The organism is Microbacterium sp. (assembly GCF_047607465.1).
Classification (GTDB): Bacteria; Actinomycetota; Actinomycetes; order Actinomycetales; family Microbacteriaceae; genus Microbacterium.
In genome coordinates this window covers 1-23257 of the sequence record NZ_JASGCY010000039.1, presented here as the reverse complement: position 1 = coordinate 23257, position 23257 = coordinate 1, and the positions used below count along the sequence as shown (strand labels likewise).

Here is a 23257-nt window from a genome sequence, read left to right as displayed (position 1 = left end):
TCGTTTCCGTCCCACTTCGAAGGGGCGCATGGACACTTTGCACAGCGGCACTCGGGATCACCCCGGTTGAAATGCAGTTCCACTTTTTCGTCGGTGGGAACCTCCATATGAAATAGGTGATCCACGACAGCGTGCGTGTGAACAGAGGGAGCCGAAATGCGTCGACAGCAGCTGAGCGACGAGGTCGCGAGCTACCTGCGCCACGCGATCATGGCGGGCGAGATCGCGCCTGCCGACATCACACCACCTCGAAGATCGCGGCCATGCCCTGGCCGCCGCCCACGCACATGGTCTCGAGTCCGCGTCCGCCGCCGCGGCGATGCAGCTCGTGCAGCAACGTCGTCATGATGCGCACGCCCGTGGCGCCGACGGGGTGGCCGAGCGAGATGCCGGAGCCGTTCACGTTGAGGTCGTCGATCGACTCCAGGCCCCAGCCGCGGATGACGCCAAGGGCCTGGGCGGCGAAGGCCTCGTTGAGCTCGATGAGGTCGATGTCCGACCAGGTGCGGCCGGTGCGGCGGAAGAGCTTCTCGACGGCGGGCACGGGCCCGAGGCCCATGGTGGCCGGCTCGCAGCCGACCGCGGTCCAGCCCTCGAGGAAGCCGATGGGGGTGAGCCCGTACTCGTCGAGCTTGTCCTCGGCGACGATGAGGCAGGCGGCCGCGGCGTCGTTCTGCTGCGCGGCGTTGCCTGCGGTCACGGTGCCGCCCTTGATCACCGGGCGCAGTCCCGCGAGGGTCTCGACCGTGGTGTCGGGGCGCACGCCCTCGTCGGCGGCGAAGACGATCGGGTCGCCCTTGCGCTGGGGCACCTCGATCGGCACGATCTCGTCGTCGAACGCGCCGCGCCTCTGGGCGGCGGCGGCGTTCTGCTGGCTGCGGGCGGCGAAGACGTCCTGCTCCTCGCGCGTGATGCCGTACTGCGCCGCGATGTTCTCTGCGGTCTCGATCATGCCCGAGATGTAGCCGAAGCGTTCCACCGGCTGCGAGCGCTCGCGGCTGCGGTCGAGGCGGTCGTAGAAGGTGACGTTGCCGGCGCGCGTGCCCCAGCGCATATCGGTCGAGTAGTACTCGATGTTGCTCATGCTCTCGACGCCGCCGGCGACGACGACATCGGCGGCCCCGGTCAGCACCATCATCGCGGCGGTCGCGATCGACTGCACGCCGCCGCCGCAGCGCCGGTCGATCTGCATGCCGGCGGTCTCGATCGGCAGACCAGCCTCGAGGGCGATCCAGCGGCCGACGCACGGGGTCTCGCTGGAGGCGTACGACTGCGCGAAGACGACGTCCTCGATGAGGCTCTGGTCGACGCCGCTGCGCTCGATGACGGCCTTCACGACGGCGGCGCCGAGCTTCTCGACCGGCACCGGCAGGAGCGACTTGCCGAAGCCGCCGACGGCGGTGCGGACGGGGGCGACGATGGCTGCTCTGCTCATGGTGTCTCTTCTCCGGAGTCCTTCTTCGCAATCGCGGATGCCGGTGCCGGTCGAGAAGATCGGCGAGCGTGCGGAGAACTCGAACGTCACCAGCCTGGCATCCGGATGCCGGCGGCGGAAGTCGTCGACGATGAGGGTCGCCGACAGCGGCCCGTGCACGACGAGACCCGGATAGCCCTCGTCGGACGTCGCGTACGGCTGGTCGTCGTGGATGCGGTGCGTGTTGAAGGTCAGCGCCGAGCTCGCTCATCGGCGCGGCGGGGGTGAACTGCAGCCAGTGGCCGAGGGGGAAGACGAGTAGTCTTCGGCCTGACGGATGCTTTCCTTCATGGCTTCCTCCGTAAGTTGTTAAGCGGCCCGGGAGGGCCGGATGTGGCTGATGGCTTCTTGTCTCAAGTGGCTCCGAAGGAGTGGCCGTCCGGTTCTCCGGGGCACCCTGACTGCTGATTGAGATGCGCGTTTCGGTCGCTGTTTACGGAGATGATGGCGGGGTGTTCCTCGGGCCGTGTTGTAGGAAGCGAACCGAAGGAGGAACGAGTGAGCACGACGAGCGAGCTCACCGCCAGCCGGTGGGCGGGCATCGACGCCGGCAAAGAACATCACTGGGTCTGCGTGATCGACGACACCGGTCAGACCGTGTGGTCGAGCAAGGTCCTCAACGACGAGACCGCAATCCTCGACGCGATCAGCACGGTGCTGGGCTCGGGCGGTGAGGTCACCTGGGGCATCGACATCACCGGCACCGCATCCGGGCTGCTGCTCGCGTTGCTCGCCGCGCACGGCCAACGCGTGTTCTACGTCCCTGGCCGCACCGTGAACCGGATGGCCGGTGCTTACCGAGGCGAGGCGAAGACGGACGCCCGCGATGCATACGTGATCGCGGAGACCATCCGCCACCGGCAGGATCTGAGCTTGGTGGACGTCCCCGCGACCGTCGTCGCTGAGTTGCGCTTGCTGGTTGGTCACCGAACCGATCTGGTCGCGGACCGCGTGCGGATGCTGAACCGGCTCCGCGATGTGCTCACCGGGTACTTCCCCGGGCTGGAGCGCGCGTTCGACCTCAGCAACCATAAGGGCGCGCTGATCCTGCTCACCGGCTACCAGACCCCGGACGCGCTGCGCCGGCTCGGCCGCACCCGGCTGGCCGGCTGGCTCACCAAACGGAAAGTCCGCGCCGCCGGCGACGTCGCCGCAACAGCCATCGCCGCCGCAGAAGGACAGCACACCGCGATCCCCGGCGAGAAGACCGCTGGATCCATCGTCGCGGAGCTGGCTCAGGCGCTGCTGGACCTGGACGAACGGATCGGGAAGATCGACCGGCAGGTCACGGAAGCGTTCCGCGGCCACCCGCAGGCCGAGATCATCGAGTCCATGCCCGGCATCGGCCCCATCCTCGGCGCCGAGCTGATCGTCGCGGCCGGGGACATCGGCTCCTACGCAGACGCCGGCCGGCTCGCGTCCGCCGCAGGCCTGGTCCCCGTGCCTCGCGACTCCGGACGACGCACCGGGAACATGCACCGCCCCCGACGCTACAGCCGCAAACTCCGCCGAGTGTTCTACCTCTCCGCGCAGTCCGCGATCATCCGCCCCGGACCGAACCGGGACTACTACCTCAAGAAGCGCGCCGCCGGATGCAAACACGTCCAAGCCCTCCTCGCCCTCGCCCGACGCCGCGTCGACGTCCTCTGGGCACTCCTGCGCGACAACCGAACCTTCACGATCGACAGCCCAACGAAGACCGCAATCGCGGCTTGACAACTTCATTGAGACTCCTCCGAGCGCGTCGAGTCGGTGCCGAGAAGTATCGCCGAGCGGCGCGAGGCAATATGGACAGATCTAGATCTCGGGCGGGATCTCCAGGAAAGGAACGGCACGTGGACACGCACACCGCAGCCGCCTCGGCGCTCGAAGCGACCGCACCCATCGATGACGATTCCGTTCGCACCGGAGAGAGCCCCGCATGAAGCCGATCCGTTCGCTGCTGTTCGTCCCCGCCAATAAGGAGTCGATGCTCGACAAGGGCATCGCGTCCGCGGCGGATGCGCTCGTCCTCGACCTCGAGGACTCGGTGCCTCCTGCCGAGAAGGAAGCGGCGCGGTCGCTGCTGGCCAGACGGATGCCGGGGCTCGTCGCGCAGGGCAAGAGCATCTGGGTCCGGGTGAACCGCACGGCTCACATCTACGACCTCGACGACATCCTCGCTGTCGTTCAGCCAGGGCTCGCCGGCGTGATGATCTCCAAGCCGAGCGGACCGGACGACGTCCACATGGCCTCCTGCATGGTCGCCGAGGCGGAGGCGAGAGCGGACATCGAGATCGGCACGGTCAAGCTGATCCCCGTGCTCGAGACCGCACGGTCCATGCAGCTCGCCTTCGAGATCGCCGAGCACCCGCGTGTGTGGGGCATCGTCGGGGCGAGCGTGAAGAACGCCGACACCGCCCGCGCGCTCGGGTTCGTCTGGACTCCCGAGGGGCGGGAGACCGATTATCTGAAGTCCCGCGTCGTCATGGCAGCGCGCGCCGCCGGCAAGCAGCCCATCGGCGGCATCTGGCAGCAGATCGAGGATCTCGACGGCTTGGCGGCCTCTTCGCGGTTCGACCGGCAACTCGGCATGGCCTGCGAGCTGGTCCTGCACCCGGCGCAGGTCGACATCGTCAATCGTACGTACACTCCGGATGCCGATCAGGTGGCCTACTACCAGGGCATGATCGACGCTCTCGACGCCGCGATGGCGCAGGGCCGGGCTTCGGCTCTCTACGACGGCGAGCACATCGACATCGCCCACGTCACGACGGCCCGGGAGATCATCGCACTGGCTGCATCGTTCCGGGACGACGACGCGTGAGGCCGGGCTCTGGCGACAGGGCCGCTACTGGATGACCGCGATGAGGTCGCCGGCCTCGACCTGAGCGGTCTCGGGGAGGGCAACGCGCTGCACGGTGCCGCCGACGGGGGTGGTGACGGACGCCTCCATCTTCATCGCCTCGATGACCGCGACGGTGTCTCCGGCCTCGACGGTGTTGCCCGCGGCGACCTTCAGGGTGACGACGCCCGAGAAGGGAGCCCCGACCTGACCGGGGGTGCCGGCATCCGCCCGCTCGTTCTCGCGCGTGACGACCTTGATCGACTGGTCGCGCACCGCGATCGGCCGCAGGTGACCGTTCAGCGTCGTCATGACCGTGCGCACGCCCTTCTCGTCGGCCTCGCCGATCGCCTCGAGCCCGACGAACAGGTTGAGGCCGCGCTCGAGGGTGACCACGTGCTCGGACTCGGTCTGCAGGCCGTACAGGTAGTCGAGCGTGTCGAGCACACCGAGGTTGCCGTAGGTATCGCGCCACTGCGCGAAGGTGCGTGCCGGTCCGGGGAAGAGCAGTTCGTTCAACTGGGTGCGACGGGCCTCGCCGGGCTCGTCGAGCACCGCGTCCTGCTCGGGGGTGAGATCGGTGACCGCGATCGAGCGCCCGCGGCCGGCGAGGGCCTTCGTGCGGAACGGCTCGGGCCAGCCCGCCGGCGGGTCGCCGAGCTCGCCGGCGAGGAAGCCGATCACGCTGTCGGGGATGTCGTAGCGGCCCGGGTTCTCCTCGAAATCGGCCGCATCCGCGCCCGCGGCGGAGAGCGCGAGGGCGAGATCGCCGACGACCTTCGAGCTCGGGGTGACCTTCGGGATGCGTCCGAGCATCCGATCCGCCGCCGCGTAGTAGTCCTCCACGGCCTCGAAGTTGTGGCCCTGGCCGACGGCGATCGCCTGCTGGCGCAGGTTCGACAGCTGGCCGCCCGGGATCTCGTGGTCGTAGATGCGCCCTGTCGGTCCGGGAAGCCCCGACTCGAACGGGCGGTACGCCTCGCGCACCGCGCCCCAGTACGGCTCGAGGTCGGTGACGTTGCGCAGCGGAATGGTCGTGTCGCGCTCGGTGTCGGCGAGAGCGGCCACGAGCGCGGAGAGCGAGGGCTGGCTCGTGGTGCCGGCCATCGGCGCGCTCGCGGCGTCGACGGCGTCGACCCCGGCCGCGCTCGCCGCGAGGAGCGTCGCGAGCTGTCCGCCGGCGGTGTCGTGGGTGTGCAGGTGCACCGGCAGATCGAACCTCTCGCGCAGGGCGGTGACGAGCTTCGCGGCGGCGGCAGGACGCAGGAGACCCGCCATGTCCTTGATCGCCAGCACGTGCACCCCGGTGCCGACGATCTGCTCGGCCAGGCGCAGGTAGTAGTCGAGGGTGTAGAGGTCCTCGTCGGGGCTCAGCAGGTTGCCGGTGTAGCAGAGGGCGCCCTCGGCGACGGCGGTGCCGGTGGCGAGGATCGACTCGATCGCCGGGCGCATCTGCTCGACGTCGTTGAGCGCGTCGAACACGCGGAAGATGTCGACGCCGGTGGCGGCGGCCTCCTGCACGAACGCGTCGGTCACCTTGGTCGGGTACGGGGTGTAGCCGACGGTGTTGCGCCCGCGCAGCAGCATCTGGATCGGGATGTTCGGCAGCGCCTCGTGCATGAGCGCCAGGCGCGCCCACGGGTCCTCGCCGAGGAAGCGCAGCGCGACGTCGTAGGTCGCCCCGCCCCAGGCCTCGACGCTGAGCAGCTGCGGCGTCAGTTGCGAGACGGCGGGGAGGGCGGCGACGAGGTCCTTCGTGCGCACGCGGGTCGCCAGCAGCGACTGGTGCGCGTCGCGGAAGGTCGTGTCGGTGACGGCCAGCTCGCTGCGGGCGCGCAGGTCGGCCGCCCAGCCGGCGGGGCCGAGATCGAGCAGACGCTGGCGGGAGCCGGATGGCGCCTCGCCGAGCTGCGCGAGCGGAGGGAGCTTGGAGGCCGGATCGACGAGGCCCGCGCGCGAGCCGAACGGTCGGTTGACGGTGACCTCGGCCAGCCACTGCAGCACGCGCGTCGCGCGGTCCTGCGACTTGCGCGAGGTGAGCAGGTACGGACGCTCCTCGATGAAGGCGGTCGACAGATCGCCCTCGAGGAAGTCGGGGTCGTCGAGGACCGCCTGCAGGAACGGGATGTTGCTGGAGACCCCGCGCAGCCGGAACTCCGCCAGCGCCCGGCAGGCGCGCGCGGTCGCGGTGGCGTAGTCGCGGCCGCTGGCGATGAGCTTGACGAGCATCGAGTCGAAGTAGGGGCTCACCTGCACGCCCGCGGCGACCGTGCCGCCGTCGAGGCGGATGCCGGCGCCGCCGGGCGAGCGGTAGGTGGTGATCTTGCCCGTGTCGGGGCGGAAGTCCTGTGCCGGGTCCTCGGTGGTGATGCGGCACTGGATCGCGAACCCGCGGGGCTGGATGCGCTCCTGGGTGAGCTCGAGCTCCTCGAGCGTGGCGCCGGCGGCGATGCGCAGCTGGGCGACGACGAGGTCGACGTCGGTGATCTCCTCCGTCACCGTGTGCTCGACCTGGATGCGCGGGTTCATCTCGATGAACACGTGCTCGCCGGCGCGGTCGCCTGCGGTGTCGACGAGGAACTCGACGGTGCCGGCGTTCACGTAGCCGATCGATTTCGCGAACGCGATCGCGTCGCGGTGCAGGGCCTGGCGGATCGAGTCGTCGAGCCGCGGCGCTGGCGCGATCTCGACGACCTTCTGGTGTCGGCGCTGCACCGAGCAATCGCGCTCGTGCAGGTGGATCATGCCGCCGGCGCCATCGGCGAGGATCTGCACCTCGATGTGGCGGGGGCGCAGCACAGCCTGCTCGATGAACATGCGGGGGTCGCCGAAGGCGGCCTCGGCCTCGCGCATCGCGGCTTCGAGGGCCGGACGCAGGTCTTCGGGCTTCTCGACGCGGCGCATGCCGCGCCCGCCGCCGCCGGCGACGGCCTTGGCGAACACGGGGAAGCCGATCTCGTCAGCGGCCGCGAGCAGCTCGTCGATGTCGTCTGTCGCCTCGCAGGAGCGCAGCACGGGCACGTTCGCCTCGATGGCGTGGTGCTTCGCGGCGACCTTGTCGCCCGCCATCTCGAGGATCTCGGCCTTGGGCCCGACGAACACGATCCCGTTCGCGGCGGCGGCGCGGGCGAGATGGGGATTCTCGGAGAGGAAGCCGTAGCCCGGGTAGATGGCATCGGCGCCCGACTCCAGTGCGACCCGGATGATCTCGTCGACGTCGAGGTACGCGGCGACCGGATGGCCCTTCTCGCCGATGACGTACGACTCGTCGGCCTTCTGCCGGTGGATCGAGCCCCGATCCTCCCAGGCGTACACCCCCACCGTCTTGATGCCGAGTTCGTAGGCGGCGCGCATCGCGCGGACGGCGATCTCACCGCGGTTGGCTACAAGCAGCTTCTTCAACATCACATCGCCCTCGGGGGTCGTGGAACGGCGGTCGTGTGGTACCCATATAACGCCATCACGCGCGCCTACAAAAATGGAGCACTCAGCCTGCGGCCCTGGTCGTAGAGTCTCACCCATGCAGACCGTGAACCGTTGGAGCACATCCATCACGCGTGTGCTCGCCCCCAATCCAGGGCCGATGACTCTCGACGGCACGAACTCCCTGATCATCCGGCATCCGTCGTCGTCGCAGGTCGTGCTCGTCGACCCTGGGCCGGCGGATGCCGGTCACCTCGCCCGGCTCACGGCCTCGGGGGAGATCGCGCTCATCCTCCTCACGCACGGGCACCTCGACCACTCCGAGTCGGCGCCCGCGCTGCACGCCGAGACCGGAGCGCCGGTGCGCGCGGCAGACCCTGCGCTCTGCCTCGGCGGCGCTGCGCTGGAGGACGCTGAGAGCATCGAGGCCGCCGGCATCCGGCTCGAGGTGCTGCGCACCCCTGGACACACGGCCGACTCCGTCTGCTTCGCGCTCGAAGACGACGTGCTCGAAGGGGCTCCCCCCGGAGCGGATGCCGCAGGCGTCATGCTCACCGGCGACACGATCCTCGGCCGGGGGTCGACGGTGATCGCACCCACCGGATCGCTCGGCGACTACCTCGCGACCCTCGAGCGGCTGATCGCCCGCGGGCCGATGGCCGTGCTCCCCGGCCACGGCGACCCGATCTCCGAGCTCGATGCAGCGGCGAGGGCGATGCGCGATCATCGCGCGGCGCGGCTGGACGAGCTGCTCGCGGTGCTCGATCGCCTCGGCATCCGCCCATCCGCCGACGCCGAGACGGTGAGCCGGGTCTCCGAGGCGCTGTACCCCGAGGTCGATGCGGCGATCCGCTACGCCGCCGAGATGTCGACGGCGGCGCAGCTGGAGTACCTGGCGGACGCGGCGCTTCGCCGCAGCGCACCGCGCTGATCGCAACCGCGGGGGCGCACGGTGCTTCCGGTCGCAGTTCGTGCCGCTTCGCCGCGCTCAGAGCGGCACAGATCGCGACCGGAACGGGAGGAACGGATGCTGGAACGGCACAGATCGCGACGGGAGCACGATCCGTCTCAGCGGCAGTCGATCGTGCCGGAGAGCGTGGCCGCGACTCCCTCGTGCGACGGTCGCGCGCCGTCGGGCGACTCCGAGACGGATCCGGGCAGCGCGTCGAACGTGATCGTGTCGCCGCTCGCATCGAACTCCGCGATCGAGACGAACCACTGGCCGTCGAACCAGAGCGCGAGCGGGTGGGTGTCACGGCCGTCCGTCGGTGCCACGGCGAGGAAGACCTCCTCGCCCGCGTCGTTGACGGCTTCGCTCACGATGGTGCGGTTGATGCTCGATTCCTTGCAGTCGAGGCCGGTGAGCTCGACGGTCTGCGTCTGCTCTCCGCTCGGCGCGGCGTAGGTCACCGTCAGCTCGGCGGTGCCCTGCGCCCAGGCGCAGCCGCTGAGCACAGCTGTCGCGCCGAGCGCGAGGAGCACGGCTACCGTGCGGCGGCTCACGAGGCGGATCCCGTAGCGGATGCTGTCGCGCAGCTCGTGCGCGGTGTCGAGTGCCTGCTTCGATTTCCGGGAGTCACCTGGTGTCAGGTAGTGTCATGTCCCCCGGAATTACGCGGAACCTGACTCGGGATGACACCAGGTGACTCCGGCAAAACCGCGAGTAAACCGCGAGTAAACCGCGAGCTACGACCCCCAGTTGCCGCGGCCGGGACGCCCGGCGTTCCAGGCGTCGACGGTCTCGGGGAGCCAGCCGCGGGTGCGGCCGATCATCGCGTCCGGTTCGGGGAGCTTGTACCGCCTCACCGTGTCCGGGGCGACGCCGATCCGTTCGGCGAGTTCCGCCGACGTCAGGTATCGGATCATGGCTTCTTCCCCTTGATCGCGATGCTGGTGAACGCGAGCGCCCCGGCGACGAACGCGAGCGCGGTCGCTGCCGGTGCGGTGGGCGCTGCGAGGATACCCGCGATGATCGCGATGACCCCCGCGATGGTGATGGTTGTCTCTTTCATGGTGTGTGGGAAGCTGGAAGTGGGGATCGAGCCACTTGCTTTGGTTCGATCCCCTTCCGCTAGAGCTTAATCGCGGTGATCAGTCCGGCTACTGCGGCGATGAACGCCGCGGTGGCCCGGATGATTCCGGCGATGTCGCCCTTGCGGCCCTTCCGCTTGTTTCCCATTTGCCACCTCCTTTCTAAGATCAACAATACACATATAACCGTGTATTAGCAACTTGAAAACACTGGTTGCTAGAACGACGAAACGGCCCCCGGCCGGAACCAGGGGGATGGTTCCGGCCGGGGGCCGTAGCTCGTCACTCGACGCGCTTGGTGTAGGTAGCGCCGTCCTCGGTGACCTTCACGCGCCGGTAGTAGTCCGGCTGCTTCAGATCGGCCGGTGCGATCGTGGACGCCATGTCCTCCCCCGGTGGATTCTTGAGCGTCGTCGATCACGAGACGGCGAGTGAACAGCGAGACGCCAGCTGATCCGTCGTGGATCTCGGGGCTCCGCTCCAGGAAAAGCCTGGTCAGAGGGGCTGACGGGAATCGAACCCGCGCTGTCTGCTTGGGAAGCAGAAGTTCTGCCATTGAACTACAGCCCCGGACGTGCCCAGTCAGCATAACAAACGCGGCCGCGTTGCGGCCTCGCCAGCGGCTGACTGTCGCTGAGACCAGCGGCTAACTGTCGATTTAGTGCTGGCAGATCGCCGGCCTGCCCCTCCCGAACCCCGCAACGGCGTGGTACCCCGGTACCACGAACCTCTCGCAGGATCATGCCCGCGGCGGACGCGCCGTCCCGTCCGGCGCGCATAGCGTCGAAGCATGATCACAGCAGAAGGCCTCGGAAAGAGGTTCGGAGACAAGAAAGCCGTCGACGACGTGTCGTTCACCGTGCGCCCGGGGTCGGTCACCGGGTTCCTCGGTCCGAACGGCGCGGGCAAGTCGACCACGATGCGCATGATCGTCGGCCTCGACCGACCGACCACCGGCCGCGTCACCGTGAGCGGCCAGGAGTACCGGCGCCTGCCGGCTCCCCTCACTGAGGTGGGCGTGCTGCTCGACGCGAAGGCCGTGCACACCGGCCGCACCGCACGCAACCACCTCCGCGCGATGGCGGCGACCCACGGCATCCCCTCCTCCCGCGTCGACGAGGTCATCGATCTCGCCGGCATCGGCGCCGTCGCGAACAAGCGCGCGGGCAAGTTCTCGCTCGGCATGGGCCAGCGCCTCGGGATCGCGGCGGCCCTGCTCGGCGATCCGCACACGCTGATCCTCGACGAGCCGGTCAACGGCCTCGACCCCGAGGGCGTGCGCTGGGTGCGCCAGTTCGTGCGGCACGCGGCCTCCGAGGGGCGCACCGTGCTGCTGTCGAGCCACCTCATGAGCGAGATGGCGCAGACCGCCGACCATGTCATCGTGCTCGGCCGCGGCAAGGTGCTCGCAGACGCCCCCCTCGACGAACTCGTGCGGGCGTGGACGAGCACCACGGTGCGCGTGCGCACCCCGCGCGCCGCCGACCTTGCCGCCGCCATCGCCGGTACGGGCACCGAGATCATCAGCACCGGCGCCGACGCGTTCGACGTCGTCGGCCTTCCGGCCTCCCGCATCGGCGACGTCGCCGCCCACCACGGCATTGCGCTGCACGAGTTGACCCCGACCACCGGATCCCTTGAAGAGGCGTACATGGCCCTCACCGGCGACGCCGTCGAGTACAAGAGCAAGGAGATCGCATGAGCGTCCAGACGGCGCAGGCTCGGAGCACCCGCCGCGAATCGCCCTACCGCCTGAGCTTCCTGCACGCGCTGCGCAGCGAATGGATCAAGCTCACCACCCTCCGCTCGACCTGGTGGTCGATCGGGATCACCGCCGTGCTCACCGTCGGCCTCGCGATGCTGATGGCGCAGGCCACGGCCGGGTTCGGCATCGAGCCGATCCAGGTCGTCGTCGCTCCCATCCAGTTCACGATGCTGCTCGCCGGTATCCTCGGAGCGATCGCCGTGACCGGCGAGTACTCGACCGGCATGATCCGCTCCACCCTCACCGCGCAGCCGGTGCGCGGCGGCGTGCTCGCGGCGAAGGCGACGGTGCTGGCGGTCTTCCTCTTCGTCGCGTCGCTGGTGATCTTCCTCGTCGCGGCTCTCGCGGTCTCGCCGCTGCTGGCAGGCAAGGACCTCGGACTCGACTGGGGCGACTTCGACGGCACCCTGCGGCCGATCCTCGACGCCTCGGCGGCCATAGCGGTGTTCGCGCTCATCGGCGTCGCCTTCGGCTTCATCCTCCGCTCGGGGGTCGGCGCGATCGCCGCGACCGTCGGCGTGCTGTTCGTGCTGCCGATCGTGTCGAGCATGTTCTCGATGGCAGGCGAGGCCTGGCAGTGGATCCAGGATGCTGCGCAGTATCTGCCCATGCCTGCGGCGCAGAACGTCATCCTGCCGCAGGACGACTGGGGACTCAGCGCCCCGGTCGCGTCCCTCACGCTCGCGTGCTGGGTCGTCGCCGGGATGCTCGGCGCCTGGGCGGTGCTGCGCACCCGCGACGCGTGAGCCCGCAGCTCACCCCTCGGCGAGGAGAATGGGCAGCGTGACCTCCGGCAGCCGCAGCACCTCCGTCCCCCAGGACGAGGAGCTGCGGCTGCCGCGCACGCCCGGCATCCTCCGGCGGTTCTGGGCGCGGCATCCGCTCTTCGCCGACATCCTCATCGCCCTCCTGTGCCTGATGATGTCGCTGGTACCGGGCGCGGCCGTGCCGCCAGCGCCGATGGCGGGCGCGCTCCTCATCCCGCTGACGGTGGTCATCGCGTGCCTGCTGCTGCTGCGTCGCCGTCGGTGGCCGTACGCCGCGTTCATCGCATCGATCGCCGTCGCGATGAGCTACCTGCTCGCGATGAACCCCGTCGGCGGACCGCTGCTGGCCGTCACCTGCTACACGATCGCGGTGTACCGGTCGGCGCGCGCCTGCTGGATCGCCCTCGGCACGGGGCTCGGCGCCCTGTCGCTGCTGGCGATCTCGATGGCGCTCACGTCGTCGATCGAGTGGAACATCGCCGCGAACGCCATCGTGGGCGAGCTCGTCGTGGGGCTCATCGGCGCGCTCATCGGCGTCAACGTCGGAAACCGCAAGCGCTACCTCGAAGCCGTCATCGACCGCTCGCGCCAGTTGCTGGTCGAGCGCGATCAGCACGCGCAGCTCGCCGCCGCCGCCGAGCGCGAACGCATCGCCCGCGAGATGCACGACATCGTCTCGCACTCGCTCACCGTCGTCGTCGCGCTCTCCGAGGGGGCGGCGGCGACCGATGACATCGAACGCGCCCGCGGCGCCTCGATCGCCGCCGCGCAGACCGCCCGCAGCGCGCTCACCGAGATGCGCTCGATGCTCGGTGTGCTGCGTGCCGGCGATGCCCCCCTCGCCCCGGCGGAGCCGCTCGACCCGATCGAGCCGGTCGCGGCGGCGCGTCGCGCGGGCTTCGCGGTGTCGCTGACGACGACGGGGGCGCCCGACGTGCCGCCCGCCGTCGCGTTCGCCGTGGGCCGGATCGTGCAGGAGGGGCTGACGAACGCGATGCGCCACGCGCCAGCCGCGACCGCGATCGACGTGCGCGTCGACTACGACGCCGACCCCGTCGTCGTCGAGGTCTCCAACGACGGTGCGCCGATCGCACCGGGGGCCCCGGGCTTCGGACTGCGCGGACTCGCCGAGCGCGCCGCGCACCTCGGCGGGGATCTCCGGTCGGGGCCGGTGGGCGGCGGACGATGGATGCTGCGCGCCGAGTTGCCGCGCACGGTGCAGGCTCGTGCCGACGCGGTCGCCCCGCGGGCGCAGGTCGCCCCGCGAGAGCCGCGAGATGAAACGTGAGGACGTGACATGACCGAGACGATCCGGGTGCTCCTCGTCGACGATCAGCAGCTCGTCCGGCTCGGCTTCCGGCTCGTGCTCGAGTCGGAGGGCATGGTGGTCGTGGGCGAGGCCGGCGACGGCGCCGAGGCGGTGCGGCTGGTCGGCGATCTCGCGCCCGACATCGTGCTCATGGACGTGCGGATGCCGGGAACCGACGGCATCACCGCCACCGAGCGGATCGTGCAGCGGCATCCGGAGGTCCGCGTGCTGGTGCTGACCACGTTCGACCTCGACGAGTACGCCTTCGGGGCGCTGCGCGCGGGCGCGAGCGGGTTCCTGTTGAAGGACGCCGACCGGCACGAGCTCGCCTCCCCCGTGCGAGCGGTGCACCGCGGCGACGCCGTGCTCGCCCCGCGGGCCACGCGGGCGCTGATCGAGCAGCTGTCGGCGGCGCCGGCGGCATCCGATCCGGCATCCGTCTCCGATCCGACCGACCAGCTCACCGAGCGCGATCGCGAGGTGTTCCTCGCGATCGCCGAGGGCCTCACCAACGCCGAGATCGCCGACCGCTTCTTCGTGAGCGAGTCGACCGTGAAGACGCATGTCGGGCGGGTGCTCGCCAAGCTGGAGTGCCGCGACCGGATCCAGGCGGTGATCCTCGCGCACCGGATCGGGCTCGTCGGGTGACGTCACGACGTGCGTCGGCGGCGGGATGCCGGCCGCAGGCTGCGCCGGTACGCTGATCTCGTGCTTCTCAGCGACCGCGACATCAAAGCAGAACTCGCAGCCGGGCGGATCGGGCTGTCCCCGCATGAGCCCGAGATGATCCAGCCGTCGAGCATCGACGTGCGTCTGGACCGGTACTTCCGGCTGTTCGACAACCACAAGTACCCGTTCATCGACCCGTCGGTCGATCAGCCAGAGCTCACGCGGCTCATCGAGGTCGACCCTGAGGAGCCGTTCATCCTGCATCCGGGCGAGTTCGCCCTCGGCGCGACGTTCGAGCAGGTCACCCTGTCCGACGACATCGCCGCGCGGCTCGAGGGCAAGTCGTCGCTCGGCCGTCTCGGGCTCATCACCCACTCGACCGCCGGTTTCATCGATCCGGGCTTCACCGGGCACGTGACCCTCGAGCTCGCCAACGTCGCGACGCTGCCGATCAAGCTGTGGCCGGGCATGAAGATCGGGCAGCTGTGCTTCTTCCGGCTGACCTCGCCCGCCGAGAACCCGTACGGCTCCGGTCCCTACGGCAACCGCTACCAGGGGCAGCGGGGGCCGACGGCGTCGCGGTCGTTCCAGAACTTCCACCGCACGGATGTGGGGACCACCGACGTGGGATCCCTCGGCGGATGACCGACGCGCAGCGGCCGGAGGACCTCTACTGACCGCCGCCACCGCCATCGGCCGTCGTCTCCGCAGAGCCGTCGGACGTCGAGGCCGACTCCGTCGAGGTGTCCACGATCAAGCGGCGCAGCCGGGCGCTCGTGGTCACGGTCATCGCCGCGAGTGCGACGCTGCTGATCGGCGCGACGGTGACGATCGTGCTGCTCACCACAGGACTCCTCGGAGTGCTCGGGGAACCCGACCCGGAGCCGCCCGCGGTCAACGCGGGGGAGTGCACTGATCTCTGCGCCGCTGTGCGTGAGGAGATCGGCACCAGGGCCGGAGCCTGGTCGGTCGACGGGGCGTGGTCGGATGCCGCCGACGACTTCTCGGACCAGGCGGCGTACCAGCTGTACCTCGCGCTGCCGCTCTGACGAGGGGGCGCTGCGAGGGCGTCGCGGGAAGGGCTGCTGCCGGTAGGGGCGCTGCCGGCGATGAGGCGATCGGACGGCGGCGCGGGACCTGAGGCGGATGCCGAAATGCTGCGGCCATTCTGGGAGCGAACGACCGCAGCATTCGGAGAAGGCGGAGTGCGAGCCGAACCGGCCCCGTCGCGGGAGCCCGGGCTCGGACCGGATCAGGCGTCGCGGCCGCGGGTGAAGCCGGCGTCGAAGCCGCGCTCGTAGGCGTGCTGTGCGAGGCGGACGAACCGGCGTTGCGGGTCGCGGCGGCGGTGGCCGTCGTGGCGCTGGTCGGCGTCGTCGGCGAAGGATGCCGGGCCGAAGCCGTCTCGGCCGGGCAACGGGTAGCCGTCGCCGAAGCCGTGTCGCTGGCCGAAGCCATTCCGGTCTCCAAAACCGTGGCGCTCGCCGAAGCCGTTCCGGCGGCCGTCGCCGAAGTCCCGGCCAGCGCCGCGGCGCGAACGGTGCGCGGCCCGGCGCGGCAGGGGCGTGTTCTCGTCCCAGCCGAAGGCGCGGGCGATCTGTTCCAGGGTGCGCAGCGTGGTGTCCAGGTCGTCGGGGCTGACGGCATCCGTCACCCTCGCACGGATGTTCTCGGCGAGTTCGGCGAGGCGGGTCTTCGCCGCGCGTCCCTCGTCGGTGAGCGTCCAGCCGTCGCCCTCGGGCGCGACCCAGCCGCGCTCGATGAGCCCCGCGAGCTTGCGCGGGTGCAGCGGACGCGTCGCCTCGACGGTGCCGTCGACGACGTTGAGCAGGCGCCAGTCGCGCCGGTTCACCCCTTCGTGGGCGAAGGCCGCGTCGAACTCGGCGGCCATGAGGCGATCGGTCGCCTTGAGCCAGTAGCCCAGGGGGCGGGGAGTGCGCGGTTCGGATGTGTTCTTGGATGTGTTCTCGGTGGTGTTCATGGTGATCCTCTGAATGTCTATGGCCAGTGCTTGTCACTGTGCATGTATATGTATGGTGACATGCGAATGCATTGCATGTCAAGTCGCATGTAAAATTCATCCGTGACTTCTTCCGAGAACGACCCCGCCGAGACCATCGCACAGGCCCTGTCGCGTCTGCGCGGTCCCCGCCGCGGCCCCGGCGGCGGACACCGCGGCCGCGCGCATCACGAACACGACGGCCCCGATCGCGACCACGACGGGCCCGACCACCACGAACATGACCGTCGCCACGGGCCCGACCAGCCGTTCGGACGCCACCCCCGCGCCAGCTTCCCCAGCCCGCCCTGGGCGTCGGACCCTGGTCGTTTCGGAGGTATCGCCAGGATGCGGATGCTCGAGGCGCTCGCCGCGGCATCCGCCCCTCTCAGCGTGAGCGATCTCGGCGCCGCCATCGGCGTCGATCAGCCGCGCGCCTCCCGGCTCGTGCAGCAGGGCGTCGCGCACGGATTCGTGCGCCGTGAGGCCGACCCCGACGACGCGCGCCGCACCCGCATCGCCCTCACCGATGAGGGGCGTCGGATGGCCAGGGGCGTGCGCGGCGAGCGCCGTGAGATGCTCGGCCGGGCGCTGGCCGCGTTCACCGACGACGAGCGGACCGAGCTCGCACGCCTGCTCACCAAGCTCGCCGACAACTGGGGATAGCCCGACGTTCCTCCGCCGAGAAACCACTTCGAGCGTGAGACACCACCTCCTGGGCGGTTTCTCGTCGGCGAAGTGGTTTCTCGGCGGGTGGGTCAAGCGGCGGACGGGGGAGAGGGCTTCACCGGCAGCAGCAGGACGAACCCGATGAGCAGCACGAACACGATGCCGAGGATGCCGAAGGCCGTCGACTGCGTGAGGACGATGAGCACGGTCCACGCGCCCGACGCCATCCAGCTCGCCGCGCGACCCGTCGTCGCATACAGGCCGAAGATCTCGCCCTCGCGTCCCGCCGGGGTCACCCGCGCGAGGAACGAGCGCGCGGCGGCCTGAGCCGGTCCCACGAACGCGCACAGGATGAGGCCGCCGATCCAGAACACGGTCGTTCCGGCATCCACCAGGAAGAACACCGCGAGTCCCGCGACGACCATCGAGCCGAGCGAGGTGAGGATGATCGGCTTCGGGCCGAAGCGGTCGTCGAAGCGTCCGGCGATGATCGTCGAGACGCCGGCGATGAGGTTCGCGGCGATGCCGAAGATCACCAGCTCCTGGAACTCGAAGCCGAACACCGCCGCCGCGATCACCGCGCCGAAGGCGAAGACGCCGCCGAGCCCGTCGCGGAAGACGGCGCTGGAGAGCAGGAACCAGAACGTCGGCCGGGTCTCGGGGTCGCGATACAGGCCCACGACATCGCGCACGAGCATCGGGTACGAGGCGAAGAAGCCGACGCGGCGCTCCGGACGGCCCAGCGACGGTTCGGGGACGTTGAGGAAGATCGGGATGCTGAACACGATCGCCCACACGGCGCAGCCCACCGCGATCAGGCGGTACGGGAGTCCGTTGTCGGTCGACATGCCGAACCAGTCGAACGTGTCGAGCACCACGACGATGACGAGCGCGACGATGCCGCCGAGATAGCCGAAGCCCCAGCCGAGACCCGAGATGCGCCCGACGGTCTTCGGGTTCGCGATGCCGATGAGCATGGCGTTGGAGTTCACGGCGGCGATCTCGCCGAACACCGATCCGGCCGAGATCAGCGCGACGCCCAGCCAGAACAGGCTCGGCACGGGTTCGACGAACCAGAGGCCGAACATGCACAGGATGAGCGCACCGGTGCCGATGCCGAGCCACAGCTTCTGTTTGCCCGCGGCATCCGCTCTCTGGCCGAGCACGGGCGCGAGCAGCAGGATCGCGAAGGCGGCGATCGTCGAGCCGAGGCCGAGCCCGCTGCTGAGCTCGGCGAGCGCCGCCTCGCGGATCGGGTCGTCCTTGTCGAGCGCGGCGACCGCGGGCGGCAGGAACGATCCGCTCACCAGGTAGAGCGCTGTGAAGATGAACGTGAGGATCACCGTGTTGAAGGGCTGGGTCGCCCAGTCCCACAGCGCCCAGGAGTAGACCTGCTTCCGCGGGGCAGGGGTCTCGCCGCGAAGGTCGAGGCCGATGACGCCGACCGCGCCGGAGGTGGCCGTGGGCTCGGGATGCGGAGCACGACTCTGTTCGCTCATGTCCGAAGTCTGTCGGCGCCGGGTGAACGCATGGTGACGGCGCGCCGTCCGGGGCTCGGGAGGGCACGCGTTCGCGGGTGGGCGACGGCTCTGGGCGCGGGCCACCCCGTTCCGGTCGCAGTCGGTGCCGCTTTGGCGCGTCTTTGGCGGCACGAACTGCGACCGGAACGGGGGAGGCGGATGCCGGAGCGGCACGGATCGCGACCGGAAGGATCTCGCTAGAGAAGGAAGTCGGCGGAGGGCGCGACAACGACGTTCGTCATGTCTTCAGCTCCTCTCGCTCGGGCCTTGCGGGCGTTCCCCCGGTGCGGGGTCGAGCCTGCGGGCAGGGCGCCCCTTCTGCGAACCCGGCAGACCCGCGGACGATCGGTCGGATGCCGTGGACGGCCGGTCGGGCGACGGCATCCGCTCCCTGGAAGCCTGGAGGCATGACGACCACCGCCCCTGTTCCCACCGCCCCTGCCACGAGCGCCGACCGCATGCGCTACGGCGCGCTGATCGTGCTCATGCTCATGGGGTTCCTGCTGGTCACATCCGAATTCCTCCCCAACGGAGTGCTCACCGAGATGGCGGACTCGCTCGGGGTGACCCCTGGACAGGCCGGGCAGAGCGTCACCATCACAGCCCTGGTCGGACTCGTCGTCGCCCCCGCGATCGGCTTGCTCTTCCCGCGCCTCGACCGTCGGTCGCTGCTGGTGTGGATGGCGCTCGCCGCGGCGGTGTCGAACCTGCTCGTCGCGATCGCCCCGAACCTCGTGATCGTGCTCGCCGCGCGGTTCCTGCTCGGCGCCGCGATCAGCGCGTTCTGGTCGATGTCGATCACGGTCGCGGCCACTCTCGCAGGACCCGATCGGCTCGGTCGCGGCGTGATGTTCACCTCGGCGGGCGCTTCGCTCGCGACCGCCGCCGGTGTGCCGCTCGGGGTCATGCTCGCCGAGCTCGTCGATTGGCACCTCGTTTTCGCGATCGCCGGTGCGCTCATGGCGCTGCTGGCCATCGCCCTGCGCGCGAGGCTCCCCTCGGTGCCCGCGGCGCAGGCGTCCAGCATCCGCCTCCTCGTCGACACCGTGCGCCGCTCCGGCATCGGGCTCGGCCTCGTCGGGCACGTCGCCGTCGTGCTCGGGCACTTCCTCGCGTACACGTATGTGCGTCTGGCGCTCGAGCGCATCCCCGATGCCGACGCCTCGAGCATCGTGGTGCTGCTCGCCCTGTTCGGCTTCGGCGGACTGGTGGGCAACATCGTGATCGGTCTCGTGATCGACCGCACCTTCGTGGTGCTGTCGGTGTTCCTGCCGCTCGTGATCGCCGCGGCCGTCGCCTCGATGATCCTGCTGTCGGGCACGGTCATCGGCGTCGGGATCGTCGTGCTGGCGTGGGGCTTCCTCTTCTCGTCCTGGTTGCTCGTCGTGAACACCTGGGTGGGGCATCGGATGCCGGACCGCCTGGAGGCCGGCGGCAGCCTCGTCGTGGTGGGCTTCCAGCTCGCGATCACGATCGCGGCGGGCGTCGGCGGGCTGCTCGTCGACGCGCTCAGCATCGAGGTCGTCTACACGATCGGCACGGTGATGCTCGTGCTCGGCGGCGTGCTGTTCGGTCTCTCGCACCGCACGCGGGCCTGACTCGGGGGCTTGCGCCCCGCACCCTCGTCGGAGAACAGAGACGCATCCGGCCGCGTGCGGCGTGTCACAGCCCGACACGCCGTACGGATGCTGATCGGTCTCTGTTTTCCGGGCAGGGGCCGGGCGGGGGCTACGCCGGGACCAGCTCGCGGGTGCGCCAGGCGCTCGGGTTCATCCCCGTGCGGCGGCGGAAGGCACGGCTGAACCCCTCGTCCGAGGTGTAGCCCAGCTCGCGGGAGGTCTCCGAGACGGTGCGGCCGGCGCCCAGCATCCGCTTGGCCTGCTCGATGCGCACGGCGGCGACGTAGTCGGCGGGGGAGCGGCCGAGGGTGCTGCGGAACCGCTCGGCGAAGGCGGAGCGCGACATCGCCCCGAGGCGGGCCAGCCGCTCGAGGGTCCAGTCATGGCCGGGATCGGCGTGGATCGCCGCGACGACGCGGTCGAGGAACGGGTCGATCGATGCCCGCGGCCACCCTTCGGGGGCGCAGCCGTTCGCCGCCCAGGCGCGGATCGTGCTCACCATGACCGTCGTCGCCATCAGACGGCAGATGAGTCCGTCGCCCTCCCGCCGTGGGGTCGCGTCGCCGTCGACCGGACGCATGTTCGCGGCGAGCGCCGCGGCAGCGGGCTCGAGCACGTCGAACCCGGTGACCGTGACGGAGCCGGGCAGCGCCGTGTGCAGCAGGGGCGCGGACTCCGAGAGCTCGAGCGCGACGACGACGAGGTCGGCGGAGGACACCGCGGTCAGCACGTGCGACCTTCGTCCGAGAGTGAGGAAGACGTCGCCGGTGCGGAGCATGCTCCCCCCGCCGGGGCGATCGACGTCGATGAGGAGCGATCCGCGGTCGAGATCGAGGCGGCATCCGTCCTCGAGCGGGCTGACGCTGTGCACCGCTCGATCGGTGACGTAGACGAGCGCGATCTCGCCGGGGGCGAGCACGAGCATGCCGTGCGCGCCCAGCACCTCGCGCCGGCCGACGCCGACGCGGAGATCGATCGCGCTGAGAACCTGCGCGAGGGCATCGTGGTCGACTGTCGCCATGAGGTCGAGAACGCCGGGCGACGGGGGTGTATTCCGGGCTCGGATGCCGGAGCGGCATCCGTCTCCGGGTTCCGGTCGCAGTTCGTGCCGCTTTCGCCGGGCCAGAGCGGCACGGATCGCGACTGGAGCGGATCGAGCGGCACGGATCGCGACCGGACCGGCGCGCCCGCCTGCGGCTCAGTCGTGCAGGATCACCGGATTCTTGCCGACGACCTCTTCGAACGCCGCATCGAGATCGCCGCCTTCGCAGTCGATGATCAGGTAGACCCCGGCGCTCGCGGCGCTGAACGCACGCGCGGTGATCGACCACTCCCAGTCGCCGTCCTCGCCCCACACCTGGCGGGCGTCGAGCGAGCGGTTGCTGCCGGCGCCGTAGCCGATCAGCACCGACGAGGCGTAGGGGGTCACATCGGCCGTCGTCGTCGAGTCGCCGAGGGCGTAGGCGAGCAGCGCGTCGGAGCTGGTGCTGTCGTCGCCGGCCACGAGCGGCAGACCAGACAGATCGCCCTGCCAGAACTGCGCGATGCAGGTGCCGTCGAGCGTCGCGTACGACCAGCCGCCGTTGCCGTCGTCTGGCTCGTCGATCGTCCAGCCGTCGTCGGCGAAGAACCCGTCGCCCCACTCGGCGTACGCGGCGCTGGAGACCCCGGCGCCGTCGGCGAAGCTCATCGTCTCGCCGGAGGATGCTTCGGAGGGCACCGCGGACGGCACCTCGGATGCTTCGCCGGCGGGGTCGTCGCTCGCCCCGGACGTCGGATCGGGTGCCGGCCGCTCTTCGCCGCTGCTCGTCGGATGCTCCGGGATCTGCGCGTAGATGCATCCGCTCAGCGGCAGCGCGGCCACCGCCACGATCATCGCCGCGGCGGCCCGACCCCCGATTGTGCGCTTCATGCCGTCAGCCTAGCCCTGTACCGCGGGGGCGGTCAGTGGGCGGTGGCGACCCCGATCGTGTCGTGCACGATGACGGCGGCGACGCGGGCACCCGCGCCCGCGGCGACGATGAGCTGCTGAGGCCCGGGGGCAGCCGCGTCGCCGGCCGCGTACAGTCCGGGCACGTCGGTGCGGCCGGAGCGATCGGTCAGCAGGTGCCCGTGGCCGTCGACGGATGCCGTGAACCCGTCGAGGAACGACAGGTCGGTCTCCCACTCGGGGCGCACGAATCCGCCTTCGACGTCGGCGATCGTGCCGTCGGCGAGCCGGATCGCCTGGAGCCTGCCCCGTTCGCCGACGAGCTCCTCGATCGGATGCCGGAGCACGCTCACCCCGGCGGCGGCGAGCTCCGCCTCCTCGGTCGTCGTGACCGCGGCGGAGCCGTTCGTGAAGACCGTGAGAGACTCGGTCCACCGCCCGATCAGGCGGGCGCGATCGGCGAGATCGGCGGACTCGCCGATCAACGCCATGCGCCGGCCGCGCAGCTCCCAGGCGTCGCACGCGGCGCAGCTGAACAGGCTCATGCCGTAGAAGCCGCGCAGGTTCGGCACGTCGGGCAGCGTCTCGCGCAGCCCCGTCGCCAGCAGCACCGAGCTCGCCTCGACGGTCTCGGTGACAGCCGAGCGTCCGATGCCGGCGGTGAAGCCGTCGCCGGTGCGCGCGAGGGAGAAGACCTTGACGCGGGAGCGGATCTCGACGTTCGGGTAGGCGGCGAGCTCCTCGCGGGCGATCTTGCGCAGCTCGTGCGGCGGCACGCCGTCGCGGGTGAGGAACCCGTGCGAGTTCAGCGTCGCGGCGTTGCGAGGGCGATCGGCGTCCACGACGAGCACCCGCACGAGCGAGCGGCCGAGGTTCAGCGCGGCGGAGAGACCGGCGGGGCCTCCGCCGACGATCAGGACGTCGTACGGCCCGGTCATGATCGTCGTCCTGTCACGGTGAAGACCTGCACGTCGGCAGAGATCGTCTCAGTCATGCGCACCCTCCTGCGGGGGAAGGGCGGCGACCACCGGGTGGTCGAACGCGTAGGCGCCGACCTTGGCGGCGCCGCCGGGCGAGCCGAGCTCTTCGAAGAACTCCACATTCGCCGTGTAGTAGTCCTGCCACTCCTCCGGCAGATCGTCCTCGTAGTAGATCGCCTCGACCGGGCAGGCGGGCTCGCACGCTCCGCAGTCCACGCACTCGTCGGGGTGGATGTACAACGACCGCTCACCCTCGTAGATGCAGTCGACAGGACACT

The 23257-nt window shown here is 70.2% G+C and carries 22 protein-coding genes and 1 tRNA gene; 11 read left to right on the top strand and 12 right to left on the bottom strand.

The features are described 5' to 3' along the window. Positions 1-238: 238 nt before the first annotated feature. Positions 239-1594, bottom strand: a complete 1356-nt coding sequence (locus QM568_RS05040) for an acetyl-CoA C-acetyltransferase (protein ID WP_415136461.1) — start codon at positions 1592-1594, stop codon at positions 239-241. Positions 1595-1972: 378 nt separating this feature from the next. Here QM568_RS05040 and QM568_RS05035 point away from each other — a divergent pair, with 378 nt between their 5' ends. Beyond that, on the top strand, positions 1973-3190 hold the full coding sequence (locus QM568_RS05035) for an IS110 family transposase (protein ID WP_415136459.1): 1218 nt from the start codon (positions 1973-1975) through the stop codon (positions 3188-3190). A gap of 205 nt (positions 3191-3395) precedes the next feature. After that, on the top strand, positions 3396-4280 hold the full coding sequence (locus QM568_RS05030; protein ID WP_415136457.1) for an HpcH/HpaI aldolase/citrate lyase family protein: 885 nt from the start codon (positions 3396-3398) through the stop codon (positions 4278-4280). A 24-nt stretch (positions 4281-4304) separates the two neighbouring features. On the opposite strand, the gene QM568_RS05025 is transcribed toward QM568_RS05030, so the two are convergent. Continuing rightward, on the bottom strand, positions 4305-7703 hold the full coding sequence (locus QM568_RS05025; protein WP_415136455.1) for a pyruvate carboxylase: 3399 nt from the start codon (positions 7701-7703) through the stop codon (positions 4305-4307). Positions 7704-7818: 115 nt separating this feature from the next. Here QM568_RS05025 and QM568_RS05020 point away from each other — a divergent pair, with 115 nt between their 5' ends. Next, positions 7819-8652, top strand: a complete 834-nt coding sequence (locus tag QM568_RS05020) for an MBL fold metallo-hydrolase (protein ID WP_415136453.1) — start codon at positions 7819-7821, stop codon at positions 8650-8652. A 137-nt stretch (positions 8653-8789) separates the two neighbouring features. Here the strand turns inward: QM568_RS05020 and QM568_RS05015 are convergent, their stop codons facing one another. From QM568_RS05015 to QM568_RS05000, 4 genes are all read right to left on the bottom strand, one after another. Continuing rightward, entirely contained in the window at positions 8790-9224 is a 435-nt protein-coding gene (locus QM568_RS05015) for a hypothetical protein (RefSeq protein WP_415136451.1), read from the bottom strand. 183 nt (positions 9225-9407) lie between these two features. Beyond that, on the bottom strand, positions 9408-9587 hold the full coding sequence (locus QM568_RS05010; protein WP_415136449.1) for a helix-turn-helix transcriptional regulator: 180 nt from the start codon (positions 9585-9587) through the stop codon (positions 9408-9410). Next, positions 9584-9733, bottom strand: coding sequence for a hypothetical protein (locus QM568_RS05005; protein ID WP_415136447.1), 150 nt, complete (start codon positions 9731-9733; stop codon positions 9584-9586). The genes QM568_RS05010 and QM568_RS05005 overlap by 4 nt, the downstream gene beginning before the upstream one ends. A 518-nt stretch (positions 9734-10251) precedes the next feature. After that, positions 10252-10322: transfer RNA gene (locus QM568_RS05000), tRNA-Gly, on the bottom strand. A 220-nt stretch (positions 10323-10542) separates the two neighbouring features. Here QM568_RS05000 and QM568_RS04995 point away from each other — a divergent pair. The 6 genes from QM568_RS04995 (at position 10543) to QM568_RS04970 (ending at position 15311) form a co-directional block, all read left to right on the top strand. Next, entirely contained in the window at positions 10543-11454 is a 912-nt protein-coding gene (locus QM568_RS04995; RefSeq protein ID WP_415136445.1) for an ABC transporter ATP-binding protein, read from the top strand. Beyond that, positions 11451-12263: an ABC transporter permease gene (locus QM568_RS04990; protein WP_415136443.1), complete on the top strand. Its 813-nt coding sequence runs from the start codon at positions 11451-11453 to the stop codon at positions 12261-12263. The genes QM568_RS04995 and QM568_RS04990 overlap by 4 nt, the downstream gene beginning before the upstream one ends. 37 nt (positions 12264-12300) lie before the next feature. Next, entirely contained in the window at positions 12301-13572 is a 1272-nt protein-coding gene (locus tag QM568_RS04985) for a sensor histidine kinase (protein ID WP_415136441.1), read from the top strand. A 9-nt stretch (positions 13573-13581) separates the two neighbouring features. Next, positions 13582-14241 carry a response regulator gene (locus QM568_RS04980; RefSeq protein WP_415136439.1) on the top strand — a complete coding sequence of 220 codons (660 nt, stop codon included), beginning with the start codon at positions 13582-13584 and terminating at the stop codon, positions 14239-14241. A 60-nt stretch (positions 14242-14301) separates the two neighbouring features. Beyond that, the gene (gene dcd / locus QM568_RS04975) at positions 14302-14907 is read left to right on the top strand and encodes a dCTP deaminase (RefSeq protein ID WP_415136438.1); all 606 of its coding nucleotides are present in this window, start codon (positions 14302-14304) and stop codon (positions 14905-14907) included. 98 nt (positions 14908-15005) lie between these two features. Further along, positions 15006-15311, top strand: coding sequence for a hypothetical protein (locus QM568_RS04970; RefSeq protein ID WP_415136436.1), 306 nt, complete (start codon positions 15006-15008; stop codon positions 15309-15311). Positions 15312-15514: 203 nt separating this feature from the next. Here QM568_RS04970 and QM568_RS04965 read toward each other — a convergent pair whose 3' ends face one another. Next, a complete protein-coding gene (locus QM568_RS04965; protein ID WP_415136434.1) occupies positions 15515-16243 on the bottom strand; it encodes a MarR family winged helix-turn-helix transcriptional regulator in 729 nt (242 codons plus the stop codon). Positions 16244-16345: 102 nt separating this feature from the next. Between QM568_RS04965 and QM568_RS04960 the strand changes: the two genes are divergently transcribed. Further along, a complete protein-coding gene (locus QM568_RS04960; RefSeq protein WP_415136432.1) occupies positions 16346-16927 on the top strand; it encodes a MarR family winged helix-turn-helix transcriptional regulator in 582 nt (193 codons plus the stop codon). Between the two features lie 92 nt (positions 16928-17019). On the opposite strand, the gene QM568_RS04955 is transcribed toward QM568_RS04960, so the two are convergent. Beyond that, positions 17020-18429: an MFS transporter gene (locus QM568_RS04955; protein ID WP_415136430.1), complete on the bottom strand. Its 1410-nt coding sequence runs from the start codon at positions 18427-18429 to the stop codon at positions 17020-17022. Positions 18430-18857: 428 nt separating this feature from the next. On the opposite strand from QM568_RS04955, the gene QM568_RS04950 reads away from it, so the two are divergent. After that, on the top strand, positions 18858-20048 hold the full coding sequence (locus QM568_RS04950; RefSeq protein WP_415136428.1) for an MFS transporter: 1191 nt from the start codon (positions 18858-18860) through the stop codon (positions 20046-20048). A gap of 130 nt (positions 20049-20178) precedes the next feature. Here the strand turns inward: QM568_RS04950 and QM568_RS04945 are convergent, their stop codons facing one another. The 4 genes from QM568_RS04945 to fdxA all read right to left on the bottom strand — a co-directional run. Continuing rightward, entirely contained in the window at positions 20179-21090 is a 912-nt protein-coding gene (locus tag QM568_RS04945) for a helix-turn-helix transcriptional regulator (protein WP_415136426.1), read from the bottom strand. A 177-nt stretch (positions 21091-21267) separates the two neighbouring features. Then, positions 21268-21981 carry a hypothetical protein gene (locus QM568_RS04940; protein ID WP_415136424.1) on the bottom strand — a complete coding sequence of 238 codons (714 nt, stop codon included), beginning with the start codon at positions 21979-21981 and terminating at the stop codon, positions 21268-21270. Between the two features lie 32 nt (positions 21982-22013). Next, positions 22014-22937, bottom strand: a complete 924-nt coding sequence (locus QM568_RS04935; RefSeq protein ID WP_415136422.1) for an NAD(P)/FAD-dependent oxidoreductase — start codon at positions 22935-22937, stop codon at positions 22014-22016. Positions 22938-22985: 48 nt separating this feature from the next. Further along, positions 22986-23257: ferredoxin (fdxA, locus tag QM568_RS04930; RefSeq protein WP_415136420.1), on the bottom strand; the 272-nt coding region annotated here is incomplete at its 5' end.